19 protein-coding genes and 5 tRNA genes are annotated in these 26,793 nt (G+C 70.7%); 10 read left to right on the top strand and 14 right to left on the bottom strand.

Annotated features, from left to right (window positions below):
- The first annotated feature begins 243 nt into the window (after positions 1-243).
- Positions 244-2,502: a peptidoglycan recognition protein family protein gene (locus AC0VYN_RS34395; protein ID WP_475534119.1), complete on the top strand. Its 2,259-nt coding sequence runs from the start codon at positions 244-246 to the stop codon at positions 2,500-2,502.
- A 60-nt stretch (positions 2,503-2,562) separates the two neighbouring features.
- On the opposite strand, the gene AC0VYN_RS34400 is transcribed toward AC0VYN_RS34395, so the two are convergent.
- The 5 genes from AC0VYN_RS34400 to AC0VYN_RS34420 all read right to left on the bottom strand — a co-directional run bounded on the left by AC0VYN_RS34400 (position 2,563) and on the right by AC0VYN_RS34420 (position 8,038).
- A tRNA-Lys gene (locus AC0VYN_RS34400) sits at positions 2,563-2,635 on the bottom strand.
- Positions 2,636-2,746: 111 nt separating this feature from the next.
- Positions 2,747-4,282, bottom strand: coding sequence for an amino acid permease (locus AC0VYN_RS34405; protein WP_475534120.1), 1,536 nt, complete (start codon positions 4,280-4,282; stop codon positions 2,747-2,749).
- 205 nt (positions 4,283-4,487) lie between these two features.
- Positions 4,488-6,755, bottom strand: coding sequence for a DEAD/DEAH box helicase (locus AC0VYN_RS34410; RefSeq protein WP_475534121.1), 2,268 nt, complete (start codon positions 6,753-6,755; stop codon positions 4,488-4,490).
- Between the two features lie 272 nt (positions 6,756-7,027).
- Positions 7,028-7,579 carry a hypothetical protein gene (locus AC0VYN_RS34415; RefSeq protein ID WP_475534122.1) on the bottom strand — a complete coding sequence of 184 codons (552 nt, stop codon included), beginning with the start codon at positions 7,577-7,579 and terminating at the stop codon, positions 7,028-7,030.
- A gap of 108 nt (positions 7,580-7,687) precedes the next feature.
- Entirely contained in the window at positions 7,688-8,038 is a 351-nt protein-coding gene (locus AC0VYN_RS34420; RefSeq protein ID WP_161165491.1) for a metallopeptidase family protein, read from the bottom strand.
- A 97-nt stretch (positions 8,039-8,135) separates the two neighbouring features.
- On the opposite strand from AC0VYN_RS34420, the gene AC0VYN_RS34425 reads away from it, so the two are divergent.
- From AC0VYN_RS34425 to AC0VYN_RS34455, 7 genes are all read left to right on the top strand, one after another.
- On the top strand, positions 8,136-9,752 hold the full coding sequence (locus AC0VYN_RS34425; RefSeq protein ID WP_475534123.1) for a metallophosphoesterase family protein: 1,617 nt from the start codon (positions 8,136-8,138) through the stop codon (positions 9,750-9,752).
- Between the two features lie 80 nt (positions 9,753-9,832).
- Positions 9,833-9,905 (top strand) — tRNA-Glu (locus AC0VYN_RS34430).
- A gap of 49 nt (positions 9,906-9,954) precedes the next feature.
- Positions 9,955-10,029 (top strand) — tRNA-Asp (locus AC0VYN_RS34435).
- A gap of 24 nt (positions 10,030-10,053) precedes the next feature.
- Positions 10,054-10,127: transfer RNA gene (locus AC0VYN_RS34440), tRNA-Phe, on the top strand.
- Between the two features lie 165 nt (positions 10,128-10,292).
- A complete protein-coding gene (gene hrpA / locus AC0VYN_RS34445; protein WP_475534124.1) occupies positions 10,293-14,267 on the top strand; it encodes an ATP-dependent RNA helicase HrpA in 3,975 nt (1,324 codons plus the stop codon).
- 109 nt (positions 14,268-14,376) lie between these two features.
- A tRNA-Asp gene (locus tag AC0VYN_RS34450) sits at positions 14,377-14,451 on the top strand.
- Between the two features lie 209 nt (positions 14,452-14,660).
- Positions 14,661-14,879 (top strand): DUF6274 family protein, encoded by a 219-nt coding sequence (locus AC0VYN_RS34455; protein WP_475534125.1) that lies wholly within the window; start codon positions 14,661-14,663, stop codon positions 14,877-14,879.
- Between the two features lie 472 nt (positions 14,880-15,351).
- Here AC0VYN_RS34455 and bldC read toward each other — a convergent pair whose 3' ends face one another.
- The gene (gene bldC / locus AC0VYN_RS34460; RefSeq protein ID WP_003949541.1) at positions 15,352-15,558 is read right to left on the bottom strand and encodes a developmental transcriptional regulator BldC; all 207 of its coding nucleotides are present in this window, start codon (positions 15,556-15,558) and stop codon (positions 15,352-15,354) included.
- A gap of 533 nt (positions 15,559-16,091) precedes the next feature.
- Positions 16,092-16,943, bottom strand: coding sequence for a DUF8083 family protein (locus AC0VYN_RS34465; RefSeq protein WP_475534126.1), 852 nt, complete (start codon positions 16,941-16,943; stop codon positions 16,092-16,094).
- A gap of 219 nt (positions 16,944-17,162) precedes the next feature.
- Between AC0VYN_RS34465 and AC0VYN_RS34470 the strand changes: the two genes are divergently transcribed.
- Both AC0VYN_RS34470 and AC0VYN_RS34475 read left to right on the top strand, forming a co-directional pair.
- Positions 17,163-18,257 carry a Leu/Phe/Val dehydrogenase gene (locus AC0VYN_RS34470; RefSeq protein ID WP_385466803.1) on the top strand — a complete coding sequence of 365 codons (1,095 nt, stop codon included), beginning with the start codon at positions 17,163-17,165 and terminating at the stop codon, positions 18,255-18,257.
- Positions 18,258-18,591: 334 nt separating this feature from the next.
- A complete protein-coding gene (locus AC0VYN_RS34475; protein WP_385466799.1) occupies positions 18,592-18,840 on the top strand; it encodes a DUF3073 domain-containing protein in 249 nt (82 codons plus the stop codon).
- A gap of 83 nt (positions 18,841-18,923) precedes the next feature.
- Here AC0VYN_RS34475 and purM read toward each other — a convergent pair whose 3' ends face one another.
- From purM to purS, 7 genes are all read right to left on the bottom strand, one after another.
- Positions 18,924-19,991, bottom strand: coding sequence for a phosphoribosylformylglycinamidine cyclo-ligase (gene purM, locus AC0VYN_RS34480; RefSeq protein WP_475534127.1), 1,068 nt, complete (start codon positions 19,989-19,991; stop codon positions 18,924-18,926).
- Positions 19,992-20,038: 47 nt separating this feature from the next.
- Positions 20,039-21,565, bottom strand: a complete 1,527-nt coding sequence (purF, locus tag AC0VYN_RS34485; RefSeq protein ID WP_475534128.1) for an amidophosphoribosyltransferase — start codon at positions 21,563-21,565, stop codon at positions 20,039-20,041.
- 63 nt (positions 21,566-21,628) lie between these two features.
- Complete coding sequence (locus AC0VYN_RS34490; protein ID WP_475534129.1) at positions 21,629-22,390, bottom strand: META domain-containing protein; 762 nt, start codon at positions 22,388-22,390, stop codon at positions 21,629-21,631.
- Between the two features lie 64 nt (positions 22,391-22,454).
- A complete protein-coding gene (locus AC0VYN_RS34495) occupies positions 22,455-23,252 on the bottom strand; it encodes a maleylpyruvate isomerase family mycothiol-dependent enzyme (RefSeq protein ID WP_475534130.1) in 798 nt (265 codons plus the stop codon).
- 117 nt (positions 23,253-23,369) lie between these two features.
- The gene (gene purL, locus AC0VYN_RS34500) at positions 23,370-25,628 is read right to left on the bottom strand and encodes a phosphoribosylformylglycinamidine synthase subunit PurL (protein ID WP_385466784.1); all 2,259 of its coding nucleotides are present in this window, start codon (positions 25,626-25,628) and stop codon (positions 23,370-23,372) included.
- Positions 25,625-26,305, bottom strand: a complete 681-nt coding sequence (gene purQ, locus AC0VYN_RS34505; RefSeq protein WP_475534131.1) for a phosphoribosylformylglycinamidine synthase subunit PurQ — start codon at positions 26,303-26,305, stop codon at positions 25,625-25,627. The genes purL and purQ overlap by 4 nt, the downstream gene beginning before the upstream one ends.
- Complete coding sequence (gene purS, locus AC0VYN_RS34510) at positions 26,302-26,574, bottom strand: phosphoribosylformylglycinamidine synthase subunit PurS (protein WP_385466778.1); 273 nt, start codon at positions 26,572-26,574, stop codon at positions 26,302-26,304. The genes purQ and purS overlap by 4 nt, the downstream gene beginning before the upstream one ends.
- Positions 26,575-26,793: the final 219 nt, after the last annotated feature.

Raw genomic sequence — 26,793 nt, forward strand, 5'->3', positions numbered from 1 at the left:
GCGTAGGGTCGCGGTCGGGGTTGTAGACGACATCGCTGCCCACAAGGACGGGATCACGTTTCAGTGTTCTACGTCACCTCTGTGTGCATCCCCGTGATGTTCGTCGTGCGCAACACGCTGTAGGAATGAGCCATCCGTGTGACGGGTGTGCCCTCACATTTTTCCGAGGCCTTTGCCGGCTTTCTCTGGGGTGGGTTTGTCATGAGTCGTCGTCGTACGTCACACGCGTACAGACCGCTGAGTTTGAAGAAACGGGCGTGGCTGACGCTCGGTGCCGTGGTGCTGGGGGGCGGGGGTGTGGTGACGTACGCGGTCGCCAGTCCGTCCGACGATCCCGCAACGGCGGGCCGGGCCAAGCGGCCCGTGAAGGTCTACGACCTCGCGCTGAAGGGGTCCGCGCGCGGCAAGCGGGAGCTGCCGCGCACGGAGACCAGGCAGTTCTCCCTGGTCGGCGTGTCCTGGGCGGGGCCCGTCGAGGGGCTCGACGGCAGGGCGCAGGTGCGCACCCGCGATCTGGTGAGCGGCGAGTGGAGCACCTGGCACGACCTGGAGGTGAACATCGACCCGCCGGAGGACCCGGAGGCCGGGATGCGCGGCGCGTCCGAGCCGCTGTGGGTCGGTCCCTCCGACGGCGTCCAGGTCCAGGTCCTCCACGAGGACGGCACCACCGGCACGCTGCCCAAGGGGCTCGAGGTCAACCTCGTCGACCCGGGCGTGGTGACCAAGGCCGAGACCCAGGCGACCGGCCCGGCGGCGTTCGTCGCCGAGGAGAGCAGCCCGGCGGCCACGCCCACCGATTCCACGTCGCCCTCCGACGGTACGACCGTGACGCCGACGGACGGGCAGACCGGCACGGCCCCCGCGCCGGCCGAGAGCACGTCCCCGGCGGCCACCGGCACCACCGCCGCGCCGACGCCCACCGGCTCGCCGTCCGGCTCCGTGTCGCCGAGCCCGACGGCCACCACGCCGTCGGCCCCGCCGTCGACCGTGCCCAAGCCGCCGGTCACCTCGCGTGCCGGCTGGGGCGCAGACGAGTCGCTCAGCCCCGACCCGTCCGAGTACAACACCGACGTGAAGGCCGTCTTCGTCCACCACACCGACGGGGCCAACGACTACTCCTGCGCCGACTCCGCGTCGATCGTGCGGGGCATCTACGCGTACCACACGCAGGTCAACGGCTGGAACGACGTCGGCTACAACTTCCTGGTCGACAAGTGCGGCACCGTCTTCGAGGGCCGCAAGGGCGGCGTAGACCTGCCGGTGCTCGGTGCTCACACCTACGGCTGGAACCGTGAGTCCGCCGGCATCGCCGTGCTCGGTGAGTTCAGCTCCACCGGTACCACCAACGCCGCGCTGGCCTCCGTCGCCCGCGTCGCCTCCTGGAAGCTCGGCCAGTACGGCGCCGATCCGGCCGGCACGGTGCAGCTCACCGCCGGGGCGAGCCAGAAGAACTACTTCGGTACCAGCTTCACCGCGGGCACCAAGTACACCTTCAACCGGATCTCCGCCCACCGCGACGGCTACAACACGCAGTGCCCCGGCAACACCCTCTACTCCCAGCTCGCCACCGTCCGCGCCTGGGCGGCCGGTCCGGTGCAGGGGCTGAAGGTGGCCTCGGTCGGCGGCGCGAACCTGTCCGGCACGACGTACTACACGAGGGGCGCCCTCAGCGTGAAGTGGCAGGCCGCCACGCCCGCGTCGCTCATCAAGAGCTTCCAGCTGCTGGTCGACGGCAAGGTCGTCGTCACCGCGTCCGGTACGGCCACCTCCGCGAACGCAACCGTGCCCCTCGGCAGCCACACCGTCGCGGTGCGGGCGGTGCACCAGTCCGGCAGAACCGTGACGACGGCAGCGCTGAAGGTCCTCGCGGAGACGACCGCACCAGTGTTCACCTCCACGCCGAGGCTTTCCCTGCGCACCGGCACGGTCAACACCACCGCCGTCCCGGTCACCCTCGGCTGGAAGGCGACCGACGACAAGGCGCTGCGCGGGGTGAAGCTGCTGTCCCCGACGGCCGCCGTCTTCACGCCGATCACGACCGCCTCCAGCCGGACCGCCAAGTCGGGTACGGCCACCACCTGGTCGATGCAGGCGTACGACTACGCCGGCAACTGGCGCAACGCGTCCGCCTCCTACACCCCGGTCATCCTCCAGGAGACGTCGGCGGTGCGGTCCGGCAGCTGGACGGCCCGTTCCTCCACCAGCTACCTGGGCGGCAAGTCGTACTCCAGCGGGAGCAAGGGCGCGGCGCTCACCTGGACCTTCACCGGCCGTTCCGTCTCCTGGGTGGTCTCCCGGGCGTCCAGCTCGGGTCAGGCGTACGTCTACGTCGACGGCGTCAAGGCCGCCACGGTCGACCTGAAGTCCTCCGCCACCCTCTACCGGCAGGCGATCTGGACGAAGACCTGGTCCGGCAGCGCCAAGCACACCGTGAAGGTCGTCGTGGTCGGCACCAGCGGCCGTCCCACCATCACCACCGACGGTCTCGTCTACATCAAGTAGGGGCCGGACAACGGCACAGCGCCCGGGCCGGCGGAAGCCGGCCCGGGCGCTGTTTCGCGGTAGGCCCTGTGGGACTCGAACCCACAACCAATGGATTAAAAGTCCACTGCTCTGCCAATTGAGCTAAGGGCCCGCGGCGTGGTGCGTGATGTTGCCACACCGAGCATAGCCCGATGCGGCCGGGACGCCGATCGGGTATCGGGGACTCGGCCGCGTCGGCGGGCACCGGGGGGGGGGAACTCCGCTACGGGTCCACCGGCTCGGGGGCGTTCGCGCGGGTCGCCGCCCGGGCCCGGGTGCGTTCGTGGTCGGGGTTGAGGAACCAGTGCCGGGCCGAGGCCAGCCACCAGGCCGCCGCGAAGCCCAGGACGGCCAGGACGGCGATCGGCGCGTAGTTGAAGGTCTCCCAGGTGACCGGGGACACCTGCGGCAGCATGAACAGGACCGTGATGACGCCGACCCACGTCACCGCGACCACTCCCACCGCCCGCGACCAGCGCCCCAGGTGCCAGGGCCCGCGCTCGAAGGCGTCGCCCTTGCGCAGCCGCAGGAAGGTCGGCACGACGTAGGCGATGTAGAGGCCGATGACGGCGATCGACGTCACCGCCGCGTACGCCGTCACGTTGATCAGGTACGGCAGGCCGAGGGCCAGGGCGCCCAGCGCGGCCAGCCAGACCGCCGCGACCGGCGTGCGGGTGCGCGGGTTGACGGAGTGCCAGACGTGCGAGCAGGGCAGTGCGCCGTCGCGCGAGAAGGCGTAGATCATGCGGCTGTTGGCGGTCACCGAGGCCATCCCGCAGAACAGCTGCGCCCCGATGACGACGAGCAGCAGCAGCTTGCCCGCGGTCGCGCCGAGCGCGTCGAGCAGGATCTGGGCGGGCGGGGCGCCGGTCGGGGAGGCGAGGGCGCCCTCGTAGGACTGGATGGCGAAGGTGAAGCCGAGCAGCAGGACGAAGCCGGCGATCCAGGAGGTCCAGATGGAGCGGACGATGCCCTTGGGGCCGGCGGTGGAGGCGTCGCGGGTCTCCTCCGTCATGTGGGCGGAGGCGTCGTAGCCGGTGAAGGTGTACTGGGCCATCAGCAGGCCGATCAGGACGACGTAGACGCCGCTGCCCCAGCCGGTGTTGTTGACGAACTCGCCGAACACGAAGGACGCCGGCCGGTGGTCGTCTGGGGCGAAGGTCAGCGCGCCGACGATGACCGCCACGCCGACGACGTGCCACCAGACGCTGACGCTGTTCAGCAGGCCGACGATGCGGACGCCGAAGGTGTTCAGCAGGCCGTGGAGGACCAGGATCGCGGCGAAGAGGAGGATCGTGCGGCCCGGCGTGACCTCGAAGCCGAACTGGAGGTTCAGGTAGGCGCCGAGGAAGGACGCCGCGCCGAAGTCGATGCCGGCGGTCACCGCCACCTGGCCCAGCACGTTGAACCAGCCCGTGAACCACGCCCAGGCCGCCGCCGTACGGGGCGGCGCGAGGCGGTGCGCCCAGAAGTACAGGCCCGCCGACGTCGGGTACGCCGAGCAGATCTCGGCCATCGCCAGGCCGACGAAGAGGGTCATCAGGCCGACGGCGACCCAGCCCCACGTGATGACGGCGGGACCGCCCGTGTTCATGCCGAACAGGTAGAGGGTCAGGCAGCCGGAGAGGACGGAGATGATCGTGAAGGAGACCGCGTAGTTGGAGAACGCCGACATGCGGCGGGCCAGGACCTGGGTGTAGCCGAGCTGGGCCAGCCGTTCCTCGTCCGAGAACCCGCTCGCCTTGGCGTCATCTGTCATGCCCCCAGCAATTCCCATGCCGCGGGCGTGACATGCGTCACAGCGCGGCCGGGTCGGCTGGAACAGGCCCTTGTAGCCCTGCCGGCCGGACGCGCCACAGCGTCCCGGCCCTGTCGCGGGTCGGCAGGCGACCGTACCCGTGAGGGAACGCGGAAGGGCCCGCACGACGGGAGTCGTGCGGGCCCTTCCGGTGAGCCGGTCGGCGTCAGCCGTTGCGCTTCCAGCGCGGCTTGTCGTCGCGGCGGCCGAAGGAGGAACCGCGGTGGTCGTCACGGCGGCCGTACGGGCGGTCGTGGCCACCGGTGCGGAAGCCCGGACGGTCGCCCTGGCGGTCGCGGTTGAACGGACGGTCGCTGCCGGGGCGGTCGCCCTGGCGGTCGCGGTTGAACGGACGGTCGCTGCCGGGGCGGTCGCCCTGGCGGTCGCGGTTGAACGGACGGTCGCTGCCGGGGCGGTCGCCCTGGCGGTCGCGGTTGAACGGACGGTCGCTGCCGCGGTGGCCCGGACGGTCGTCGCGACGGAAGCCGCCACGGTCGTCACGGCGGTCGTCACGGCGGAACCCGCCGCGGTCGCCGCGGTCGCCGCGGTCGTCACGGCGGAAGCCGCCACGGTCGTCACGACGCTCGAACGAACGGCCACCGCGGTCGTCACGACGGTCGTCACGGCGGAACCCACCGCGGTCGCCACGGTCGCCACGGTCGCCGCGGTCGTCACGGCGGAAGCCGCCACGGTCGTCACGACGCTCGAACGAACGGCCGCCACGGTCGTCACGACGGTCGTCACGGCGGAACCCGCCACGGTCACCACGGTCGTCACGACGCTCGAACGAACGGCCGCCACGGTCACCGCGGTCGTCACGGCGGTCGAAGGAGCGCCCGCCGCGGTCGCGGTCGTAGGAGCGGTCCCGGTCGGCGAAACGGCCGTTCCCGGCCCGCTCGGTCCGCTCGGTCTGCTCCACCTCACGCGGGCCCGACTGCGCCGGCACCGTGACCTCGGCCTCGGCCTCGGCGGCCGCGGCAGTGGCCGTGGCCACCTCGGCCTGCACCGCCTCCGGGTCCTCGCCCCGCTCCCGCGCGACCCTGGCGACCAGCCGGTCCGCCTCCTCGCGCAGCTCCGTGGCACGCCGCTGGGCCCGCTCCAGCTCCTTGGTGAGCTGGGCGACCTCGCGCTCGGCCTGCTGCGCCGCGTTGCCCGCGGACTCGGCCTGGACGTCGGTCATCGACCGGGCACCGGTGATCTCGGCGACCTCCGGCTCGAAGGCCGCGCCGCCCTGGATGATGTGGCGCGTGGCGTCGACGCCCGCGTCCTCCATCAGCCGGAAGATCTGGCGGCGCTGGTGCGGCAGGGACAGGGAGACGACCGTGCCGGTGCGGCCCGCACGGGCCGTACGGCCGGCGCGGTGCAGGTAGTCCTTGTGGTCGCCGGCCGGGTCCACGTTCAGCACCAGGTCGATGCCGTCGACGTGGATGCCGCGGGCGGCGACGTCGGTGGCGACCAGGACGTTGACGTAACCGTCCTTGAAGTCGGCCAGCGTGCGGGTGCGCGCGCCCTGGGTCATGCCGCCGTGCAGCGCGTCCGCCTTCACGCCCGACTCGCGCAGCTGGTCGGCGACACGGTCGGCGCCGAGCTGGGTGCGGACGAAGATGATGGTGCGGCCCTTGCGGGAGGCGATGGCCGCGGTGACCGGCGCCTTGTCCTTCGGCTTCACGACCAGGATGTGGTGCGACATGGTCGTCACCGCGCCCTGGGCCGCGTCGACCTCGTGGCTGACCGGGTTGTTCAGGTACCGGTCGACGAGGGTCTTGATCTCGTTCTCCATGGTCGCGGAGAACAGCATCCGCTGACCGCCCGGCGGCACCTGGTCGAGCAGCTCGGTGACCTCGGGCATGAAGCCGAGGTCGGACATCTGGTCGGCCTCGTCGAGAACGGCGATCTGCACGTTCTCCAGCGAGCAGGCACCGCGGTTGATGATGTCGCGCAGCCGGCCCGGCGTGGCGACCAGGATGTCGACGCCCTTCTCCAGGGCGTAGATCTGGTTGCCCATGGACGTACCGCCGCAGACGACCTTCATCCGCAGCCCGACGACGTCGCCGTAGGGCTGGAGCGCGTCGGCGACCTGCATGGCCAGCTCGCGGGTCGGCGTCAGGATGACGGCGCGCGGCTTGTGCTTCTCGGTGCGGCCGCCGGCCAGCGTGGCCAGGGCCGGCAGACCGAAGGAGAGGGTCTTGCCGGAACCGGTGCGGCCCCGGCCGAGGATGTCCTTGCCCTCCAGCGCGTCCGGGATGGTCGCGGCCTGGATCGGGAAGGGGGTGGTCACGCCGTTTTGCGCGAGCTTGCGCACGAGGCCCTCGGGGAGGCCGAGGTCGGCGAAGGTCGTCTCGGGGGCCTCGACGGCCTCGACGGCCTCCTGGCCCTCGGTCACGCCCTCGGCGTTCTCGGGCACGACGACGTGATCAGTACTGATGATGGACATGCGAATGCGAAACCTTCCGGAGTCTCTCAGTCGGCACGCGCCCGTCAACTCCGTGAATCGCGATTCGCAATACGACCGCCTCGATGCGGTCCATCACGGCAAGGGAGAGTACGCGCCACACGGCGCGCTCTGCGGTGGCGCCGGGCAAATGGGATCAAACGATCTACCACCATACGCACCTACCACCCCTGAAGGCAAACCGGGTAACACATGCCCAGCTCAGCCGGTCCGCCGCCCCGCGTCGGGACCCCGTCGCGGGCCCGGCAGCCGGCCTACACCGGCACGCCGGCCTCGGGTGCCGGCTCCCGGTGCGCGAGCTGCGTTGCCGGCGGCTCGTGCGCCGAGGACGACGGCTCCGGTGTCGGCTCCGGCGTCGGAGAGGCGGGCGGCTCCGGGGGCGGGGTCGGCTCCGGGTCCACCGTGCGCGGGGGCTCCGGGTCGGCCGTCCGCGGGGGCGTCGGCCCGTCCGGTCCGCCCTTCGCCGGGGCGGATCCGCCGGCGTGCGCGGACGGCGGCCCCGAGGGGGACGCGTCCTCGCCCTCACCGTCCTCGCCGCGACCGTCGCCCTTCCCCTTGCCGCGGTCGTCCCCGCCCTTCTTCCCCCGGCCGTGTCCGCGCCCCTCGCCGGCCGCCGCCGGGCCGTACCCGGCCGCGCCGCCCGACACCGCGGGACCGTCCCCCGGCGCCCCGCCACCCCGCTCCCCGGCCGAGTGCGACGGCCTGGCGTCCCCGCCGGACTCGTCACCGACGCTCATGCAGCCGGCTGCGGCGGCGACGGCGACGACCGCGGCGGCCAGACGGACGGGTACGTACAAGGGGCGCACGGCGGCCACCTCCGGGGATCAGGAGTCGCCGTGCCCAACTCCCGTCACCCGCAAGAGGACACGCGCGCCGCGCCGAAGGCCGTCACCCGGTCACCGCACCACCGCGTCTCACCCGTACCCGAGGGCGTGCAGGCGCGCGTCGTCGATCCCGAAGTGGTGCGCGATCTCGTGCACCACCGTCACCTCGGTCTCCGCGACCACGTCCTCACGGGTGTCGCAGAACCGCAGCGTCGGCCCCCGGTAGATGGTGATCCGGTCCGGCAGCACACCGGCGTACCACTCCCCGCGCTCGGTCAACGGCGTCCCCTCGTACAACCCGAGCAGCTCGGGATCGTCCGCCGGCGGTTCGTCCTCGACGAACACCGCGACGTTGTCCATCAGCCGCGTCAGCTCCGGCGGAATCCGGTCCAGCGCCTCGGCGACCAGTTCCTCGAACTCCTCGCGCGTCATCTCCAGCACAGGCCCATTGTCGGGTACGACACATCGGGTACGACACCGCCGCCGCCCACCACCACCCGCTCGCATATCAGCCCGAGGACATGGGCATACGGGACCAATGGCCCGCGTCCCCGCCGCAGTCCTGCACGTCCTGGCCGAGGAGATGAACCGCATCCGCAGCGCCCCGCGCGCCCTCACCCGCCGCCACCGCGCCCGCCCGGCCCCCACGACGGCGGAGCTCACCGCCCGCTCACGCCCCTGGACCCGCGCCCTCGGCCTCGTCGCCGTCGTCCTGCTCGGGGCCTGGCTCGGCCTGCTGATCGTGGGCAATGTGCGCGTCCCGGTCGGCCCCATGAACACGACGATGACCCTGCGTCCCTCCCTGACCGGCGGCACGAAGATCAACGTCTCACCGCTGGGCGCCCTCGAGCTCGACAGCCACGTCGCGCCCGTGCGTCTCGACGTCAACGTCGACCAGCTCGACCCGGAGCGCGCCCAGGCCCTCGTCGACCACCCCGAACGCCTCTCCGGCCTCCAGGACGAGGTCGCGAAGGACGTGGAACACGGCACCCTCGACCTCGCCGCCCGTTCCTGCGTCGCCGTCGTCACCGGCGCCACCGCCCTCGGCCTCGCCGTCTACCGCCGCCCGCGCCGCGCCATGGCGGCCGGCGGGCTGGCCCTCACCCTCCTGGTCGCCTCCGGCGGCACCGCGTACGCGACCTGGAACCCCGACTCGGTCCTGGAACCGCGGTTCTCCGGCCTGCTCTCCTCCGCGCCGTCCCTGGTCGGCAACGCGCGCAGCATCGTCACCGAGTTCGACGTCTACCAGAAGGAACTGGCCCGCCTGGTGACGAACGTGACCAAGCTCTACGACGTCACGTCCACGCTCCCCGCCTATCAGCCCGACCCGACCACGATCCGCGTCCTGCACGTGTCGGACATCCACCTCAACCCCGCGAGCTGGAAGATCATCGGCTCGCTGGTCGAGCAGTACCGGGTGAACGTGATCGTCGACTCCGGCGACACCATGGACCACGGCACGGCGGCGGAGAACGGCTTCCTGGATCCCATCGAGGACCTCGGCGCCCCCTACGTCTGGGTCCGCGGCAACCACGACTCGCGCGTCACCCAGGACTACCTCGAGGGGTTGAAGAACGTGCAGGTCCTGGACGACGGCCGGGCCCGCACGATCGCCGGCCTGCGCTTCGCCGGCATCGGCGACCCGCAGTACACGCCGGACCGCTCCGGCAAGCCCGGCGCCGAGGCCTCCCAGGAACTGGCCGGCGCCCGCCTGGCCTCCGCCCTGCGCGACCAGACCAGGGCCGGCACCCCCGTGGACGTCGCCATCGCGCACGAGCCGTCGGCGGCCCGCGAGGTCGACGGGACGGTCCCGCTGGTCCTGGCGGGCCATGTCCACCACGAGGACATGGAGGTCATGAAGTACGGCACGCGGCTCCGCGTCGAGGGCTCCACCGGCGGCAGCGGCCTGCGTGCCGTGGAGGGCAAGCACCCCGACCCGGTGCAGGCGTCGATCCTCTACTTCGACCGGGACAGCCGGCGCCTCCAGGCCTGGGACGAGATCGAGCTCGGCGGCCTGGGTCTGACGACGGCCGAGGTCCGCCGCCATCTGCCGAAGGAGAACCAGCCGGGCGCGGAGCCGTCGCCGAGCGGGACGGCCCCGTCACCGACGGGCTCCGCCGGCACCCCGGGCAGCCCGGCCCCCGGCGCTCCGTAAACCGTTTTGGTGATAGCTCCCGCCATCCCATATGCTTCTCACGTCCCCGACGCGCTGAGAAGCGCGCAGGCGGGCCGATAGCCCTCATCGTCTAGCGGCCTAGGACGCCGCCCTTTCAAGGCGGTAGCACGGGTTCGAATCCCGTTGGGGGCACGCAGTACCGTGTGCGACACTTGGTTCGCTGGTTCGCACACAGCCACTTGGTCCTGTGGAGCAGTTTGGAGTGCTCGCCACCCTGTCAAGGTGGAGGCCGCGGGTTCAAATCCCGTCAGGACCGCTGAGGTTTCACGTGAAACCTCGCGGCTGGGTAGCTCAGTTGGTACGAGCGATCGCCTGAAAAGCGATAGGTCGCCGGTTCGACCCCGGCCCCAGCCACAGTGAGGCCCCGATCTCCGGATCGGGGCCTTGTTGTTTCCGGTCCCAGCCCGATCCCAGCCCGGTGCCGTTCCGGCCCGCTCCGGTCCCGCGCGTCCCACACCCGCCGGGCCCGGGCAAAAGCGTTCGCCAGTAATTTCCCGGGGATGCGATCCTGGAACCCGTATGTCTACGCATCCCGCCCCCGCCCTCGGCGCCCTCGCTCCCCGCCTGACCGAGCTGTCCCTGCGTGACGCGCATCGGCTCGGCCGGAGGCTGGAGGGTGCGCGGAAGATCCGCAAACCGGAAGCCCGTGCCGCCGTTCTCTCCGAGATCGAGGCGGACGTGGCCAAGGCCGAGCAGCGCATCGGTGAGCGCCGGGCCCGCGTGCCCGCCGTGAGCTATCCCGAGCAGCTTCCGGTCAGCCAGAAGAAGGACGTGATCGCGGAGGCCATCCGCGACCACCAGGTCGTCATCGTCGCCGGTGAGACCGGGTCCGGGAAGACCACGCAGATCCCGAAGATCTGCGTCGAGCTCGGCCGGGGCGTCCGCGGCATGATCGGGCACACCCAGCCCCGCCGGATCGCCGCGCGCACCGTCGCCGAGCGGGTGGCGGACGAGCTGGACACGCCGCTCGGTGAGGCCGTCGGCTGGAAGGTGCGGTTCACCGACCAGGTGAATCCGGACGCCACGTTCATCAAGCTGATGACGGACGGCATCCTGCTCGCCGAGATCCAGACCGACCGCGAGCTGCGCGCCTACGACACGATCATCATCGACGAGGCCCACGAACGGTCCCTCAACATCGACTTCCTGCTGGGCTATCTGGCCCAGCTGCTGCCGAGACGGCCGGACCTGAAGGTCGTCATCACGTCGGCGACCATCGACCCCGAGCGCTTCTCCCGGCACTTCGGCGACGCGCCGATCATCGAGGTCAGCGGGCGGACGTACCCGGTGGAGGTGCGTTACCGCCCGCTGCTGGAGGAGGACGGCGACGACGCCGACCGGGACCAGATCACCGCGATCACCGACGCCGTCGAGGAGCTGATGGGCGAGGGGAAGGGCGACATCCTCGTCTTCCTCTCCGGTGAGCGGGAGATCCGGGACACCGCGGACGCCCTGGAGAAGAAGAAGTACCGGTTCACCGAGATCCTGCCACTGTACGCCCGCCTGTCCCATGCCGAACAGCACCGGGTGTTCCAGCAGCACACCGGGCGCAGGATCGTGCTCGCCACGAACGTCGCCGAGACGTCGCTGACCGTGCCGGGCATCAAGTACGTCATCGACCCCGGCTTCGCCCGGATCTCGCGGTACAGCCACCGCACCAAGGTGCAGCGGCTGCCGATCGAGCCGATCTCGCAGGCCAGCGCCAACCAGCGCAAGGGCCGCTGCGGACGCACCAGCGACGGCATCTGCATCCGGCTGTACTCCGAGGACGACTTCGAGGCGCGGCCGGAGTTCACGGACGCGGAGATCCTCCGGACGAACCTCGCCTCCGTCATCCTCCAGATGACCGCGGCCGGCCTCGGCGACATCGAGAAGTTCCCGTTCATCGACCCGCCGGACCACCGCAACATCCGCGACGGCGTGCAGCTCCTCCAGGAGCTTGGCGCGCTCGACCCGGCGCAGAAGGACGCGCGCAAGCGGCTGACCGACACCGGCCGCAAGCTGGCCCAGCTGCCCGTCGACCCCCGGCTGGCCCGGATGGTGCTGGAGGCCGACAAGAACGGCTGCGTCCGCGAGGTCATGGTCATCGCGGCGGCCCTGTCCATCCAGGACCCGCGGGAACGCCCCTCCGAGAAGCAGGCACAGGCCGACCAGCAGCACGCCCGGTTCAAGGACGAGACCAGCGACTTCCTCGCGTTCCTCAACCTCTGGCGGTACGTACGCGAGCAGCAGAAGGAGCGCGGCTCGTCGTCCTTCCGCCGGATGTGCAAGCAGGAGTACCTCAACTTCCTGCGCATTCGCGAGTGGCAGGACATCTACACGCAGCTGCGCACGGTCGCCAAGCAGATGGGCATCCACCTCAACGACGCCGACCACGCCGCGCCCGACGACCGCGTGCACGTGTCGCTGCTGGCGGGCTTGCTCTCCCACGTCGGCATGAAGGACGTGAAGGACGCCGGGGGCGAGGGCGGGAGGGGCACAGCGAAGAACGAGTATTTGGGGGCCCGCAACGCCAAGTTCGCGATCTTCCCCGGCTCGGCGCTGTTCAAGAAGCCGCCGCGTTTCGTGATGTCCGCGGAGCTGGTGGAGACCTCCCGGCTCTGGGCCCGCGTCAACGCGAAGATCGAGCCCGAGTGGGTGGAGCCGCTCGCCGGGCACCTCCTCAAGCGCACCTACAGCGAGCCGCACTGGGAGAAGGACCAGGCGGCGGTCATGGCGTACGAGAAGGTGACGCTGTACGGCGTGCCGATCGTGGCGCAGCGCAAGGTGAACTACGGGCGGATCGACCCGGAGGCCAGCCGCGAGCTGTTCATCCGCAACGCCCTGGTGGAGGGCGACTGGCGTACGCACCACAAGTTCTTCGCGGACAACCGCCGGCTGCTGACCGAGGTCGAGGAACTGGAGCACCGCGCGCGGCGCCGGGACATCCTGGTCGACGACGAGACGCTGTTCGACTTCTACGACCAGCGGGTCCCCGAACACGTCGTCTCCGGTGCGCACTTCGACTCGTGGTGGAAGCACAAGCGGCACGAGCAGCCCGACTTCCTCGACTTCGAGCGCGAGATGCTCATCAACGAGAAGGCGGGTGCGGTCACCAAGGACGACTACCCCGACTCCTGGCGCCAGGGGCCGCTGAAGTTCCGTGTGACGTACCAGTTCGAGCCGGGGGCGGACGCGGACGGCGTGACCGTCCACATTCCGCTGCAGGTGCTCAACCAGGTCACCGACGAGGGCTTCGACTGGCAGATCCCGGGTCTGAGGGAGCAGGTCGTCACGGAGCTGATCCGGTCCCTGCCCAAGCCGATCCGCCGCAACTACGTACCCGCGCCGAACTACGCCCAGGCGTTCCTGGAACGGGCCGTGCCCCTTCAGGAGCCGCTGACGGTGACCATGGCGCGGGAGCTCAAGCGCATGGTGGGAGTGCCGTTCGAGCCGGAGGACTTCGACTGGTTCAAGGTCCCCGACCACCTGCGGATCACCTTCCGGATCGTCGACGAGCGACGCCGCAAGCTGGCCGAGGACAAGGACCTGGAGGCCCTGAAGCTCCGGCTGAAGCCGAGGGCGCGCAAGGCGCTGTCGCAGGCCGCGGCGGCCACCGCCGAACGCAGTGGCGGCGAGTCGGTGGAGCGCGCCGGCCTGACGGACTGGACGATCGGCACGCTGTCCCGGGTCTTCGAGACACGCCGGGCCGGCCAGCCGGTGAAGGCCTACCCGGCCCTGGTCGACGACGGGGACACGGTGTCCGTGCGCCTCTTCGACACCGAGGCCGAGCAGGAGCAGGCGATGTGGAAGGGCACGCGCCGGCTGATCCTGCGCAACATCCCGGTCAACCCGGCGAAGTTCGCATCCGAGAAGCTGACCAACCAGCAGAAGCTGGCCCTGTCCGCGAATCCGCACGGTTCCGTCCAGGCCCTGTTCGACGACTGCGCGACGGCGGCGGCGGACCGCCTGATCGCGGACTTCGGCGGCCCGGCGTGGGACGAGGAGTCGTACCGGAAGCTCTACGACAAGGTCCGCGCGGAGATCGTCGACACGACGGTCCGCACGGTGGGGCAGGTGCAGCAGGTGCTGGCCGCCTGGCAGGCCTGTGAGCGCCGGCTGAAGGCGGTGCGGAGTCCCGCGCTGCTGCCGAACCTCCAGGACGTGCGGGCCCAGCTGGACGGCCTGGTGAAGCCCGGCTTCGTGACGGAGACGGGCATCGGGCGGCTGCCGGACCTGATGCGCTATCTGGTCGCCGCCGACCGCCGCCTCCAGCAGATGCCGGCCAACGTCCAGCGGGACACGACCCGCATGGAGAAGGTCCACGAGATGCGGGACGAGTACGCCTGGCTCCTTGAGCAGATGCCCCGCGGGCGGCCGGTCCCGCGCCAGGTCCTGGACGTCCGCTGGATGATCGAGGAGCTGCGGGTCAGCTACTTCGCCCACGCGCTGGGGACGGCGTACCCGGTCTCCGACAAGCGGATCGTGAAGGCGATCGACGCGCTGGCGCCGTAGGGACGACGCCGTGACGAGGAGCGTACGGAGGGTGAGTTCGACCCCGGGCCCACCCTCCTGTAGAGTCTCATCTCGCAGCGCAACGCAGCAGAAAGCGCCGCAAACACCTGGTCCTGTGGAGCAGTTTGGAGTGCTCGCCACCCTGTCAAGGTGGAGGCCGCGGGTTCAAATCCCGTCAGGACCGCAGCAGAGAAGACCCGCACCGTTCGGTGCGGGTCTTTTCGTTCCCCTCCTGCCGCGACGTGCGCGCCTCCCCGGCACCGACCCGGGGCCCGCCACCCGCGGTGCGGCCCCGGAGGCTCTCAGCGGCTCTCTCGCGGCCTTGACGGCGTCACATTCGCTCGGTACTCCAAAGGCAGGGCACGTTCTGCGTGCGGCCCCTGGAGGTGGCGTATGGCGGCATCGGTCAGGCACGAGACGCGGGCACTGCTCCGCGCGCATCTGTCGGCCGCGTCGTCGTACGGCCACCTGACGAGCCGCTGTCCGGTCTGCCACCGGCTGCTGCGGCTCGCGTGGGACTCCGCCGCGCCGCCGGCCCCGCCCTCGCGTCCGGCCCCGCCCCTGACGAGCCGTCAAGAGGGTGTCGAGGGCGGGAGCGCCGCCACCACGTGAACCTGCGCCGGCCCCAACGCCCGTGCCGCTGCGGGACGGTGGAACCATCAGCTCCTCTAGCGCACATATGCCAGAGCCAACAAGCGCCAGCACGTGTGACGGGTGTCACCGCATGAGTTTTTGAAACTGCGGCACTTACACCCCGCCTACAACAGGTCGATTTAATATGTGCAATTGCACTCTCTCGGAGGGTGCTCCCGCACCTTCCCCCGCGGCCCGCCCACAGCGGATCCGACAGCCTCGCCCAGACTCCGACAAGGCCGCTCTCGGCCGACCGTGAGCCGACACAAAAAAATCGCGCTGGACCCGGCGGAGTCCAGCGCGATCCACGACGTACCCGGCCGGTCGTTCAGACCTGGTCGAACGGCTTGGGCGTGGGGCCTGTTGGGGCAGGACCCGCGTCGGTCGGAGCTGAGGTCCAGGCGCTTCGGCAGGTTGGGGGACCTGCCGTTGTGCCCGGTTATGCGGTTGTTCAGGCCTCGCTGCGCTGCTGCGGAATGCCCGCGAGCAGAGCGCGGACCTCGGCCTCGCGGTAGCGGCGATGCCCGCCGAGCGTGCGGATCGACGTGAGCTTGCCGGCCTTCGCCCAGCGCGTGACCGTCTTCGGGTCGACGCGGAACATGGTGGCGACCTCAGCCGGGGTCAGCAGCGGCTCGGCATCAGGGGTGCGAGCGGTCATGAGCGGCCTCCTCGGGAGAACCGAACCTTCTCGGTTCTTTCCTCTAAATTCTGCACCTTGACCCGCGTTGCCCGAAATGGCGGACGCGAGTCGAGTCGGTTATAGGACGAACGGCTTGTCCTCGGCACTACAACTACACCATCTGTCCAGCCGCGTCGGCCAAACCGATGGAATTGCCCTCCCAGGTGTTCATCAGCGACGGATGCCGATGGACCATGCCATAGCGGACAGTCACGCCACTGTGACGATCAGTCACAGTGGCGATCAAGAGTCACCAGACCCCCCAAAGCGTGCAATGCTGAGATTCCGCCCACAGTGCACCACAGCAGGACGGATGGAGCCCTCCCCGGACTCCTTGTCCTATTTTGGCATGAGGAGGGGGAAGCGGCGCAAGAGTGGCGTACGTGCGGTCCGTCACGCTTGACGCATACGCCCGGATCGGGACCTACGTCCCCTGGTGACGAAGTATCAGGTCACACCGAACAGGTGTCTGAGCGAGAGACGAAACCCCAAATCGGGCGGTACGTCAAACGTCAGTTCGCCGACCGCCGGTCGCGCACCGACCGCCACCGCTCCACCAGCCGCCCGTACGCGGCACCCGCGGTCGCCCCGTCGCCGTGCCGCAGGGCCTCGATGCCCTCGGCCACGTCCGCCGCCGAGTGGTCGTCCTCCAGCTCTCCGGCCGGCAGGGCGTGCACCAGACCGCCGTAGTCCAGCTCCACCAGCGAGCGGGGGTGGAACTCCTCGAGCCAGCGCCCCACGTCCACCAGGCCGTCGATCAGCGGCCCCTCGTCCACGGCCTCCTTCAGCGCCCGCAGCCCCCGGGCCACCCGCCGCCGCGCCTGCACCATCGGCGTCCGGTAGCGCAGCACCGGCGCCGCCGTCGCCGTGCTGTCGCCACCCTTGTCGTACTCCCGCTCCGCGTCGGAGACCAGCACGAACCAGTTGATCGGCACCTGCCAGGTGGCCGTGCGGATCCAGGGGCGGGCGTCGGGGTTGCCCTCCCGCCAGCGTTCGTAGTCCTGCGTGGTCTGGCGGCGGACGACGGGAGGGAGCAGGGCGTTCAGGACGGGCTCGGGGAAGTCCTCGGCCAGCTCCCCGAGGGCCTGCCAGCCGCGCAGCCGGGTCCGCCAGGGACACACGCACACCACTCCGTCGACCTCGGTCACGAAGGCGTCGCCGCTCTCGTGCACGGGGACCGGCACGGGCGGGGTGGGCAGCAGGTCGGTCAGGGACCGGCGCAGTTCGTCCTGGTACGAGGGCAGGTCGGTGCGGCGGGCGTAGCGGGCCCAGTGGCCGCGCTCGGGCTCGGGGAAGGCGGCCAGCGGCTCGTACACGCGCAGGTACGCCGCGTAGGGGACGATCACCGAGGACACCTTGGGCACGCCTGCTCCCTCCCCCGCGCACCGCCTCGAAAACCTGCGGGAGCCGATCACAAAAACGCGGGAATCTCTGCAAATCGTCGCACGCCTGTACTCCGTGCGGAGGTGATCCTGAGCACTGTGCGGCGGGCGGGCACCACCAGGCTCTAATCTCATGCCACAGTCCCCGCCACCCGCACGGGGACCCGTCTCACCCGCCGCACCTACACAGGAGTCACCACCGTGACCGACGTAACCGGCGCACCTGCTGATGTACTGCACACCCTGTTCCACTCGGATCAGGGGGGTCATGAGCAAGTCGTGCTCTGCCAGGACCGTGCCAGCGGTCTCAAGGCCGTCATCGCCCTCCACTCCACCGCCCTGGGCCCCGCGCTCGGCGGTACGCGCTTCTACCCGTACGCGAACGAGGCGGAGGCCGTCGCCGACGCGCTGAACCTCGCGCGCGGGATGTCGTACAAGAACGCCATGGCCGGTCTCGACCACGGCGGCGGCAAGGCCGTGATCATCGGCGACCCGGAGCAGATCAAGAGCGAGGAACTGCTCCTCGCCTACGGCCGGTTCGTCGCCTCGCTCGGCGGCCGGTACGTCACCGCCTGCGACGTCGGCACCTACGTGGCCGACATGGACGTCGTGGCGCGCGAGTGCCGCTGGACGACCGGACGCTCCCCCGAGAACGGCGGCGCGGGCGACTCGTCCGTGCTCACCTCCTACGGCGTCTACCAGGGCATGCGGGCCGCCGCCCAGCACCTGTGGGGCGACCCGACGCTGCGGGACCGCACGGTCGGCATCGCCGGCGTCGGCAAGGTCGGGCACCACCTGGTGGAGCACCTGCTCGCCGAGGGCGCGCACGTGGTCGTCACGGACGTGCGCAAGGACGTCGTGCGGGACCTCACCGAGCGGCACCCGTCGGTGATCGCCGTCGCCGACACGGACGCGCTGATCCGGATCGAGAACCTGGACATCTACGCCCCCTGCGCGCTCGGCGGCGCCCTGAACGACGACACGGTGCCGGTGCTGACCGCGAAGGTGGTGTGCGGCGCGGCCAACAACCAGCTCGCCCACCCGGGCGTCGAGAAGGACCTCGCCGACCGCGGGATCCTCTACGCGCCCGACTACGTGGTGAACGCCGGCGGTGTCATCCAGGTCGCCGACGAGCTGCACGGCTTCGACTTCGAGCGCTGCAAGGGCAAGGCCGCGAAGATCTACGACACGACGCTGGCCATCTTCGCACGTGCGAAGGAGGACGGTATTCCGCCGGCCGCCGCGGCCGACCGGATCGCCGAGCAGCGGATGTCGGAGGCACGCGCGCGGCTCTGATCGCGCGCGGCGCCCCGCACGCTCCGGGGCGTGATCCGGAGGCGGTCTTCGAAGGTTTGAGCGGTACCCGTCGGCGGGCAGTTGGAGAGAACTCTCACTTCTCCCGGCGGGTCGACCGTCGAAAGGTGGTTAAAATCGCCTCTGACCAGCGAGGACGGGGCGCCTCGAAGGTCCTGGGCGTAGCCACGTCCTGCGGGCGACGTACCGTATGGGCGTGGGCTCAGGTACCGTGGAAGCCCTACGGACCGGTCTCTCCACGGAGAGCCCGTTCCGGACCATGAACGCGTGTCAAGACTCTGGGGCCGTCGAGCCCCGTCGTTGAGGGGGTCGAGCCATGGGGCGCGGCCGGGCCAAGGCCAAGCAGACGAAGGTCGCCCGCCAGCTGAAGTACAACAGCGGTGGGACTGATCTCTCCCGCCTGGCCGAGGAGCTGGGCGCATCGACGTCGAATCCGCCACCGCCTAACGGCGAGCGGTTCGAGGACGATGAGCAGGACGACGAGCTGTACGCAAAGTACGCCGACCTCTACGAGGACGACGAGGACGAGGACGGCCAGTCCCCGCAGCATCGTCGCGGCGCTTGACCCTGCACTGAACACTCACCCGGTCGGTGACTCCCGTCACCGACCGGGTTCTGTGCTACCCGCATCGCCGTGCCGGGCTCGGCTCAGCCGGCGTAGTCGCCGGTCATCGTGGCACCCGTCGCCTGGTCGCCGCGGGCGGTGATCCCGCCGGCCACCCAGGCGTCGACGCCGCGGTCGGCGAGGGTCGCCAGGGCCACGTCCACGGACTCCTGGGGCACGACGGCGATCATGCCGACGCCCATGTTGAGGGTCTTCTCCAGCTCCAGGCGCTCGACCCGGCCCGTCCGTCCGACGAGGTCGAAGACCGGCGCCGGGGTCCAGGTGGAGCGGTCGACGGTCGCGTGCAGGCCGTCGGGGATCACGCGGGCCAGGTTGGCCGCGAGACCGCCGCCGGTGACGTGGCTGAAGGCGTGCACCTCGGTGGTGCGCGTCAGGGCCAGGCAGTCCAGCGAGTAGATCTTCGTCGGCTCCAGGAGCTCCTCGCCGAGGGTGCGGCCGAGGTCGTCCACGTGCGCGTCCAGGGCCAGGCCGGCCTCGTTCAGCAGGATGTGGCGGACGAGGGAGTACCCGTTCGAGTGAAGGCCGGAGGCGGCCATCGCGACGACCGCGTCGCCTTCGCGGATGCGGTCCGGGCCCAGCAGCCGGTCGGCCTCCACGACACCCGTACCGGCGCCGGCGACGTCGAAGTCGTCCGGGCCGAGCAGGCCGGGGTGCTCGGCCGTCTCGCCGCCCACCAGGGCGCAGCCGGCCAGCACGCAGCCCTCGGCGATGCCCTTGACGATGGCGGCGACCCGCTCGGGGTGGACCTTGCCGACGCAGATGTAGTCGGTCATGAACAGCGGCTCGGCGCCGCACACGACGATGTCGTCCATGACCATGGCGACCAGGTCGTGGCCGATGGTGTCGTAGACGCCCAGCTGCCGGGCGATGTCGACCTTGGTGCCGACGCCGTCCGTGGCGGAGGCGAGCAGGGGGCGCTCGTAGTTCTTGAGGGCGGAGGCGTCGAAGAGGCCGGCGAAGCCGCCGAGGCCGCCGAGGACCTCGGGACGCTGCGTCTTCTTGACCCATTCCTTCATGAGCTCGACGGCGCGGTCGCCCGCCTCGATGTCTACGCCCGCGGCTGCGTAGCTGGCACCAGTTGTGTCAGGCATGACGATGAGAACCTTTGTGTCGTACGGCAGGTATTGCGGACGGACGGCTACGGGCGACGGATGGCGTCGGAGGCGGCCGTACCGGCGGGCCCGGCGGCCAGCTCGGTCTCCAGGAGCTGCTTGCCGAGCAGCTCGGGGTCGGGCAGCTCCATCGGGTACTCGCCGTCGAAGCAGGCGCGGCACAGGTTCGGCTTGGCGATGGTGGTCGCCTCGATCATGCCGTCGATGGAGATGTACGCCAGGGAGTCGGCCCCGAGCGAGGTGCCGATCTCGTCGATGCTCATGCCGTTGGCGATGAGCTCGGCCCGGGTGGCGAAGTCGATGCCGAAGAAGCAGGGCCACTTCACGGGCGGGGAGGAGATCCGGATGTGGACCTCGGCGGCGCCGGCCTCGCGGAGCATGCGGACCAGGGCCCGCTGGGTGTTGCCGCGGACGATGGAGTCGTCCACGACGACCAGCCGCTTGCCCTTGATGACTTCCTTGAGCGGGTTCAGCTTCAGGCGGATGCCGAGCTGGCGGATGGTCTGCGAGGGCTGGATGAAGGTGCGGCCCACGTAGGCGTTCTTCACCAGGCCGTTGCCGAAGGGGATGCCGGAGGCCTCGGCGTACCCGATCGCGGCGGGGGTGCCGGACTCCGGGGTCGCTATGACGAGGTCGGCCTCGGCGGGGGCCTCCGCGGCGAGCTTGCGGCCCATCTCGACGCGCGAGAGGTAGACGTTGCGGCCGGCGATGTCGGTGTCCGGGCGGGCCAGGTACACGTACTCGAAGACGCAGCCCTTGGGCTTCGCTTCCGCGAATCGCGACGTGCGCAGACCGTTCTCGTCGATGGCGACGAACTCGCCCGGCTCGATCTCGCGGACGTAGGAGGCGCCGCAGATGTCGAGGGCGGCGGACTCGGAGGCGACCACCCAGCCGCGCTCCAGCCGGCCGAGGACCAGCGGGCGGATGCCCTGCGGGTCACGGGCGGCGTACAGGGTGTGCTCGTCCATGAAGACGAGGCTGAAGGCGCCCATGACCTGGGGAAGGACCCGGTGAGCGGCCTCTTCGATGGTCAGCGGCTTGCCGTCCTCGTCGACCTGGGCCGCGAGGAGCGCGGTCAGCAGGTCGGTGTCGTTGGTCGCCGCGACGCGGGTGGAGCGGCCCTCCTGCTTGGGCAGGTCGGCGACCATCCCGGCGAGCTGGGCGGTGTTGACGAGGTTGCCGTTGTGGCCGAGCGCGATGGAGCCCTGCGCGGTGGCCCGGAAGGTTGGCTGGGCGTTCTCCCACACGGACGCGCCGGTGGTCGAGTAGCGGGCGTGACCGACCGCGATGTGACCCTGGAGCGAACCGAGCGAGGTCTCGTCGAAGACCTGGGACACCAGTCCCATGTCCTTGAAGACGAGGATCTGGGAGCCGTTGCTGACCGCGATTCCCGCGGATTCCTGGCCCCGATGCTGGAGGGCGTAGAGCCCGAAGTACGTGAGCTTTGCGACCTCTTCGCCCGGAGCCCAGACACCGAAGACGCCGCAAGCGTCCTGGGGGCCCTTCTCGCCGGGGAGTAGATCGTGATTGAGTCGACCGTCACCACGTGGCACGCTCCCGAGTGTAGGCGAGATCGACCACTGGTCCGAATTGGGGATCCCGGCCCGACCTGCGGATCACTCGGCGGCGACGGCCCGGACGACGGTGCCGTCTTCGCTGGTCAGGGTCAGGGTTTCGGCATCGGTCCGGTAGTCGATCCGGCCTTCGAAGAAGCGGAGCATCCGCTTCTCGGCGTTCATGAGTGAGCCTTCGCACATCATTCGGGTGGTGGTCGCGCCGCTCAGGGCGATATGTCCGTCGCGGACGGTGGCCCTGGCGTCGACGTGGTTGCAGGGGAGGCGGCCGGACACGGTGCCCGCCTCCTTGTCGAAGGTGAGGTGGGCGCGGCCCTGCCCGCCGGGGGCCGTGACGACCCACTCCGTGCCGTAGAGGGACGCGTTCCCGGGCCGGCTCAGCCGGACGGTGTCGCCGGCGGGGGTGGTGAGGGTCAGGCGGTCGCTCCCGGTGTCGGCGGTGAGGGAGCCGTCGGAGAGGACGCGGCCGAGGGACTTCTCGAAGTCCACGGGCGTCTTCTCGCAGGCCTTCTCGGTGAACGCGGCGTCGCTGAGCCGGACGCGTTCGCCGTCGACGTCGGCGCGGGCGCTGAAGGTGTTGCACCCGGTGCTGCCCGCCGCCTCGCCGGTGTCGTCGATCCGGACCCGTGCCGTGTCCGGCGCGTTGTGGGTGGTGCCGTCGACGGTGACGCTGTCGATGCTCCACCGGACGCCGGTGAAGGGCCGGTCCGCTCCCACGGAGCCGCTGCCGCCGTCCGCCTTCTCACTGCCGCAGGCCGCGGCGAGCGGGACGAGCACGGCGACGGCGGCCACGGTCAGGGTCATGCTGCGCTGCTTCCTCTGCCTGTACATGCCCATTCGACGGAGGTGCGGAGGATCTGGTTCCCCCTCAGCTCAGCAGCGGCAGCAGGCCCCCGAGGTCGGCCCGCTCGCCGCTCGCGCCGACCTTGGCCTCCGTCACGGCGTCCGCCCAGGCCAGCCGCCCGGTCGCGAGCCGGATCCAGGTCAGCGGGTCGGTCTCGACGACGTTGGGCGGGGTGCCGCGGGTGTGCCTGGGTCCCTCGACGCACTGCACGACGGCGTACGGCGGCACCCGCACCTCCGTCGACCCGCCGGGTGCCTTCACGGCGAGCGCGTCCGCGAGCAGCCGGGTCGCCGCGGCCAGGGCCTGCCGGTCGTGGGGGATGCCGAGGCCGGGCACGGCGGCGTTGAGGTCGTCGGTGTGGACGACGAGTTCGACGGTGCGGGTGACGAGGTAGTCGTCCAGCGGCAGCGCGCCCGCGTTGGTCTCCAGGAGGCGGCCGCCGGGGTGCTCGGCGAGCAGCGCGCGCAGGCGCTCCTCGATGTCGGCGAGGTGGGCGCCGAGGTCGGGGTGGTCCGCGGCGAGCCGCCGGGTGAAGTCGTCGATCGCGGCCGCGTTCGACGAGGTGGCGAAGACCCAGTCGACGACCTGGGTGTCCCGCTTGGGCGGGGCGGGCCGGTCCACGGCGCGGTGCACGGCGGTCAGGGCCATCCCGATGTGCGCCACCAGTTCCCGTACGGTCCAGTCCCCCAGGCGCGTCGGCAGCGCGAACTGCTCGGGGCCGAGGGTGCGGACGGCGTCCCGGACGTGCCCGAGCTGGGCGAACACGGCGGCGCGGGTCCGGGCGGGGTCGTAACTGCGGGGGCGCTTCCTGGGAGTGGCCATGGGGGCGAGCCTATGCGGGAGCGGCGCCGGTCCGGCGGGGATTTCCCGACGGTGCCGCGCGAAGGAGCCCCCGTCCGGTGGTCCGGGCGGGGGCTCCGACTGCCGTACGGGGGCCGGTCAGGCCAGCAGCGCCGGGATGGTGCCCTCGTGGGCCTCGCGCAGGACGGTCAGCGGCAGGGCGAACTCGTCCTGGACCTCCACCGCGTCCCCGTCCACGACACCGATGCGGGTGACGGGCAGGCCGCGCGCGCCGCACATGTCGTTGAAGCGGAGCTCCTCCGAACGCGGGACGGCGACGACCGCGCGGCCCGCAGACTCCGAGAACAGGAAGGTGAAGGCGTCCAGGCCGTCGGGGACGACCAGACGCGCGCCCTTGCCACCGAGCAGCGCCGACTCCACGACCGCCTGGATCAGACCGCCGTCCGACAGGTCGTGCGCGGAGTCGATCATGCCGTCGCGGGAGGCGGAGATCAGGATCTCCCCGAGCAGCCGCTCGCGCTCCAGGTCGACCTTCGGGGGCAGGCCGCCGAGGTGGTCGTGGATCACCTGGGACCAGGCCGAGCCGCCGAACTCCTCGCGGGTGTCGCCGAGGAGGTACAGGAGCTGGCCGTCCTCCTGGAAGGCGACCGGCGTGCGGCGGGCCACGTCGTCGATGACGCCGAGGACCGCGACCACGGGGGTCGGGTGGATGGCGGCCTCGCCGGTCTGGTTGTAGAGCGAGACGTTGCCGCCGGTCACCGGGGTGCCGAGCTGCCGGCAGCCGTCGGCGAGACCGCGCACGGCCTCGGCGAACTGCCACATGACGGCCGGGTCCTCGGGCGAGCCGAAGTTCAGGCAGTCGGAGACCGCGAGGGGCTTCGCACCGGTGGTCGCGACGTTGCGGTACGCCTCGGCGAGGGCCAGCTGCGCGCCCGTGTACGGGTCGAGCTTGGCGTACCGGCCGTTGCCGTCCGTGGCGATCGCGACGCCGAGGCCGCTCTCCTCGTCCACGCGGATCATGCCGGAGTCCTCGGGCTGGGCGAGCACGGTGTTGCCCTGCACGAAGTGGTCGTACTGCTGGGTGATCCACTGCTTGGACGCCTGGTTCGGCGAGGACACCAGCTTCAGGACCTGGTCCTTCAGCTCCTCACCGGACCCCGGCCGGGGCAGCTTGCCCGCGTCGTCGGCCTGGAGGGCGTCCTGCCACTCCGGGCGGGCGTAGGGGCGCTCGTAGACCGGGCCGTCGTGGGCGACCGTGCGCGGATCGACGTCGACGATCTTGCCGCCGTGCCAGAAGATCTCCAGGCGGTCGCCGTCGGTCACCTCGCCGATGACGGTGGCGATGACGTCCCACTTGTCGCAGATCTCGAGGAAGCGGTCGACCTTCTCCGGCTCGACCACCGCGCACATGCGCTCCTGCGACTCGCTCATGAGGATCTCCTCGGGCGAGAGCGTGGAGTCGCGCAGCGGGACGTCGTCCAGGGTGACGCGCATGCCGCCGGAACCGTTGGAGGCCAGCTCGGACGTGGCGCAGGACAGGCCGGCCGCGCCGAGGTCCTGGATGCCGACGACGAGCTTCTCCCGGAAGGCCTCCAGGGTGCACTCGATGAGGAGCTTCTCCTGGAAGGGGTCGCCGACCTGCACCGCGGGGCGCTTCGACGGCTTGGCGTCGTCGAAGGTCTCCGAGGCCAGGATCGAGGCGCCGCCGATGCCGTCGCCGCCGGTCCGGGCCCCGTAGAGGATGACCTTGTTGCCCGCGCCGGACGCCTTGGCGAGGTGGATGTCCTCGTGCCGCATGACGCCGATGGCGCCGGCGTTGACCAGCGGGTTGCCCTGGTAGCAGGCGTCGAAGACGACCTCGCCGCCGATGTTGGGCAGGCCCAGGCAGTTGCCGTAGCCGCCGATGCCGGCGACGACGCCGGGCAGCACGCGCTTGGTGTCGGGGTGGTCCGCGGCGCCGAAGCGCAGGGGGTCCACCACGGCGACCGGGCGGGCGCCCATGGCGATGATGTCGCGGACGATGCCGCCCACACCGGTCGCGGCGCCCTGGTAGGGCTCGACGTACGACGGGTGGTTGTGCGACTCGACCTTGAAGGTGACCGCGTAGCCCTGGCCGACGTCGACGACACCGGCGTTCTCGCCGATGCCGACGAGGAGGGCGTCGGACTCGGGGGCCTTCTCGCCGAACTGGCGGAGGTGGACCTTGGAGGACTTGTAGGAGCAGTGCTCCGACCACATCACCGAGTACATGGCGAGTTCGGCACCGGTGGGCCGGCGGCCGAGGATCTCCACGACCCTCTCGTACTCGTCCTTCTTCAGGCCCAGTTCGGCCCAGGGCAGCTCGACGTCGGGGGTCGCGGCCGCGTGCTCGACCGTGTCCAGAGGCGTCCGGCTCATGCGTTGACCAGCTTCTTGAGGATCGAGGTGAAGAACGGGAGACCGTCGGTGCGGCCGGTGCCGATCAGCGGCTCGACGGCGTGCTCGGGGTGCGGCATCAGGCCGACCACGTTGCCCGCGGCGTTGGTGATGCCGGCGATGTCGTTGAGCGAGCCGTTGGGGTTGACGTCCAGGTAGCGGAAGGCGACGCGGCCCTCGGCCTCCAGCTCGTCCAGCGTGCGCCGGTCGGCGACGTAGCGGCCGTCCATGTTCTTCAGCGGGATGCGGATCTCCTGGCCGGCGCTGTAGTCGCTGGTCCAGGAGGTGTCCGCGTTCTCCACCCGCAGCTTCTGGTCACGGCAGATGAAGTGCAGGTGGTCGTTGCCGAGCATGCCACCGGGCAGCAGGTGGGCCTCCGTGAGGATCTGGAAGCCGTTGCAGATGCCGAGCACCGGGAGGCCGGCCTTCGCCTGGTCGATGACGGTGTCCATCACCGGCGAGAAGCGCGCGATGGCGCCGGCGCGCAGATAGTCGCCGTACGAGAAACCGCCGCAGAGCACCACGGCGTCGACCTGCTTGAGGTCCTTGTCCTTGTGCCACAGGGAGACGGGTTCGGCGCCCGCCACACGGATCGCGCGCTGCGTGTCCCGGTCGTCCAGACTGCCGGGGAAAGTGACGACGCCAATACGAGCGGTCACTTCACGGCCTCCGCGGCCGCATCCGCGGACTCGACCTTGACGGTGAAGTCCTCGATCACGGTGTTGGCGAGGAAGGATTCCGCAAGATCATGGATGCGGGCGAGGGCGGCCTCGTCGACCGGCCCGTCAACTTCCAGTTCGAAACGCTTTCCCTGGCGGACGTCCGAGATCCCTTCGAAACCCAGTCGCGGCAGTGCGCGCTGCACCGCCTGGCCCTGGGGGTCGAGGATCTCCGGCTTGAGCATGACGTCGACTACGACGCGTGCCACTGGCACTCCCGGTGTGTGGTGCTGAGCAGGTTCCTTCAGACTACCCGTACAAAATTTCTACGCGCGTAGCCTTGGAGGAAAGTACGTGAGCCCTGTCACGATCGGGTATCGGGGAGAGGTCCGCACGAAAATCTTCGGGAAAGATCTCCGATCCCCCGCGGATGTCTATTGCGCAACAGACACGCGGAGAGATTTAGTCGGGCTTCCCATTGCAATGCC

The organism is Streptomyces sp. 63XJN7_1_ISO-PGPR-S23-121, assembly GCF_056173025.1.

What these genes read in the sequence shown, in the direction of transcription:
- AC0VYN_RS34405 (WP_475534120.1), bottom strand. Translation starts at nt 4,282, where the DNA reads ATGACAGATGACGCCAAGGCGAGCGGGTTCTCGGACGAGGAACGGCTG.
- AC0VYN_RS34410 (WP_475534121.1), bottom strand. Translation starts at nt 6,755, where the DNA reads ATGTCCATCATCAGTACTGATCACGTCGTCGTGCCCGAGAACGCCGAG.
- AC0VYN_RS34425 (WP_475534123.1), top strand. Translation starts at nt 8,136, where the DNA reads ATGGCCCGCGTCCCCGCCGCAGTCCTGCACGTCCTGGCCGAGGAGATG.
- hrpA (WP_475534124.1), top strand. Translation starts at nt 10,293, where the DNA reads ATGTCTACGCATCCCGCCCCCGCCCTCGGCGCCCTCGCTCCCCGCCTG.
- AC0VYN_RS34455 (WP_475534125.1), top strand. Translation starts at nt 14,661, where the DNA reads ATGGCGGCATCGGTCAGGCACGAGACGCGGGCACTGCTCCGCGCGCAT.
- bldC (WP_003949541.1), bottom strand. Translation starts at nt 15,558, where the DNA reads ATGACCGCTCGCACCCCTGATGCCGAGCCGCTGCTGACCCCGGCTGAG.
- AC0VYN_RS34475 (WP_385466799.1), top strand. Translation starts at nt 18,592, where the DNA reads ATGGGGCGCGGCCGGGCCAAGGCCAAGCAGACGAAGGTCGCCCGCCAG.
- purM (WP_475534127.1), bottom strand. Translation starts at nt 19,991, where the DNA reads ATGCCTGACACAACTGGTGCCAGCTACGCAGCCGCGGGCGTAGACATC.
- AC0VYN_RS34490 (WP_475534129.1), bottom strand. Translation starts at nt 22,390, where the DNA reads ATGACCCTGACCGTGGCCGCCGTCGCCGTGCTCGTCCCGCTCGCCGCG.
- AC0VYN_RS34495 (WP_475534130.1), bottom strand. Translation starts at nt 23,252, where the DNA reads ATGGCCACTCCCAGGAAGCGCCCCCGCAGTTACGACCCCGCCCGGACC.
- purL (WP_385466784.1), bottom strand. Translation starts at nt 25,628, where the DNA reads ATGAGCCGGACGCCTCTGGACACGGTCGAGCACGCGGCCGCGACCCCC.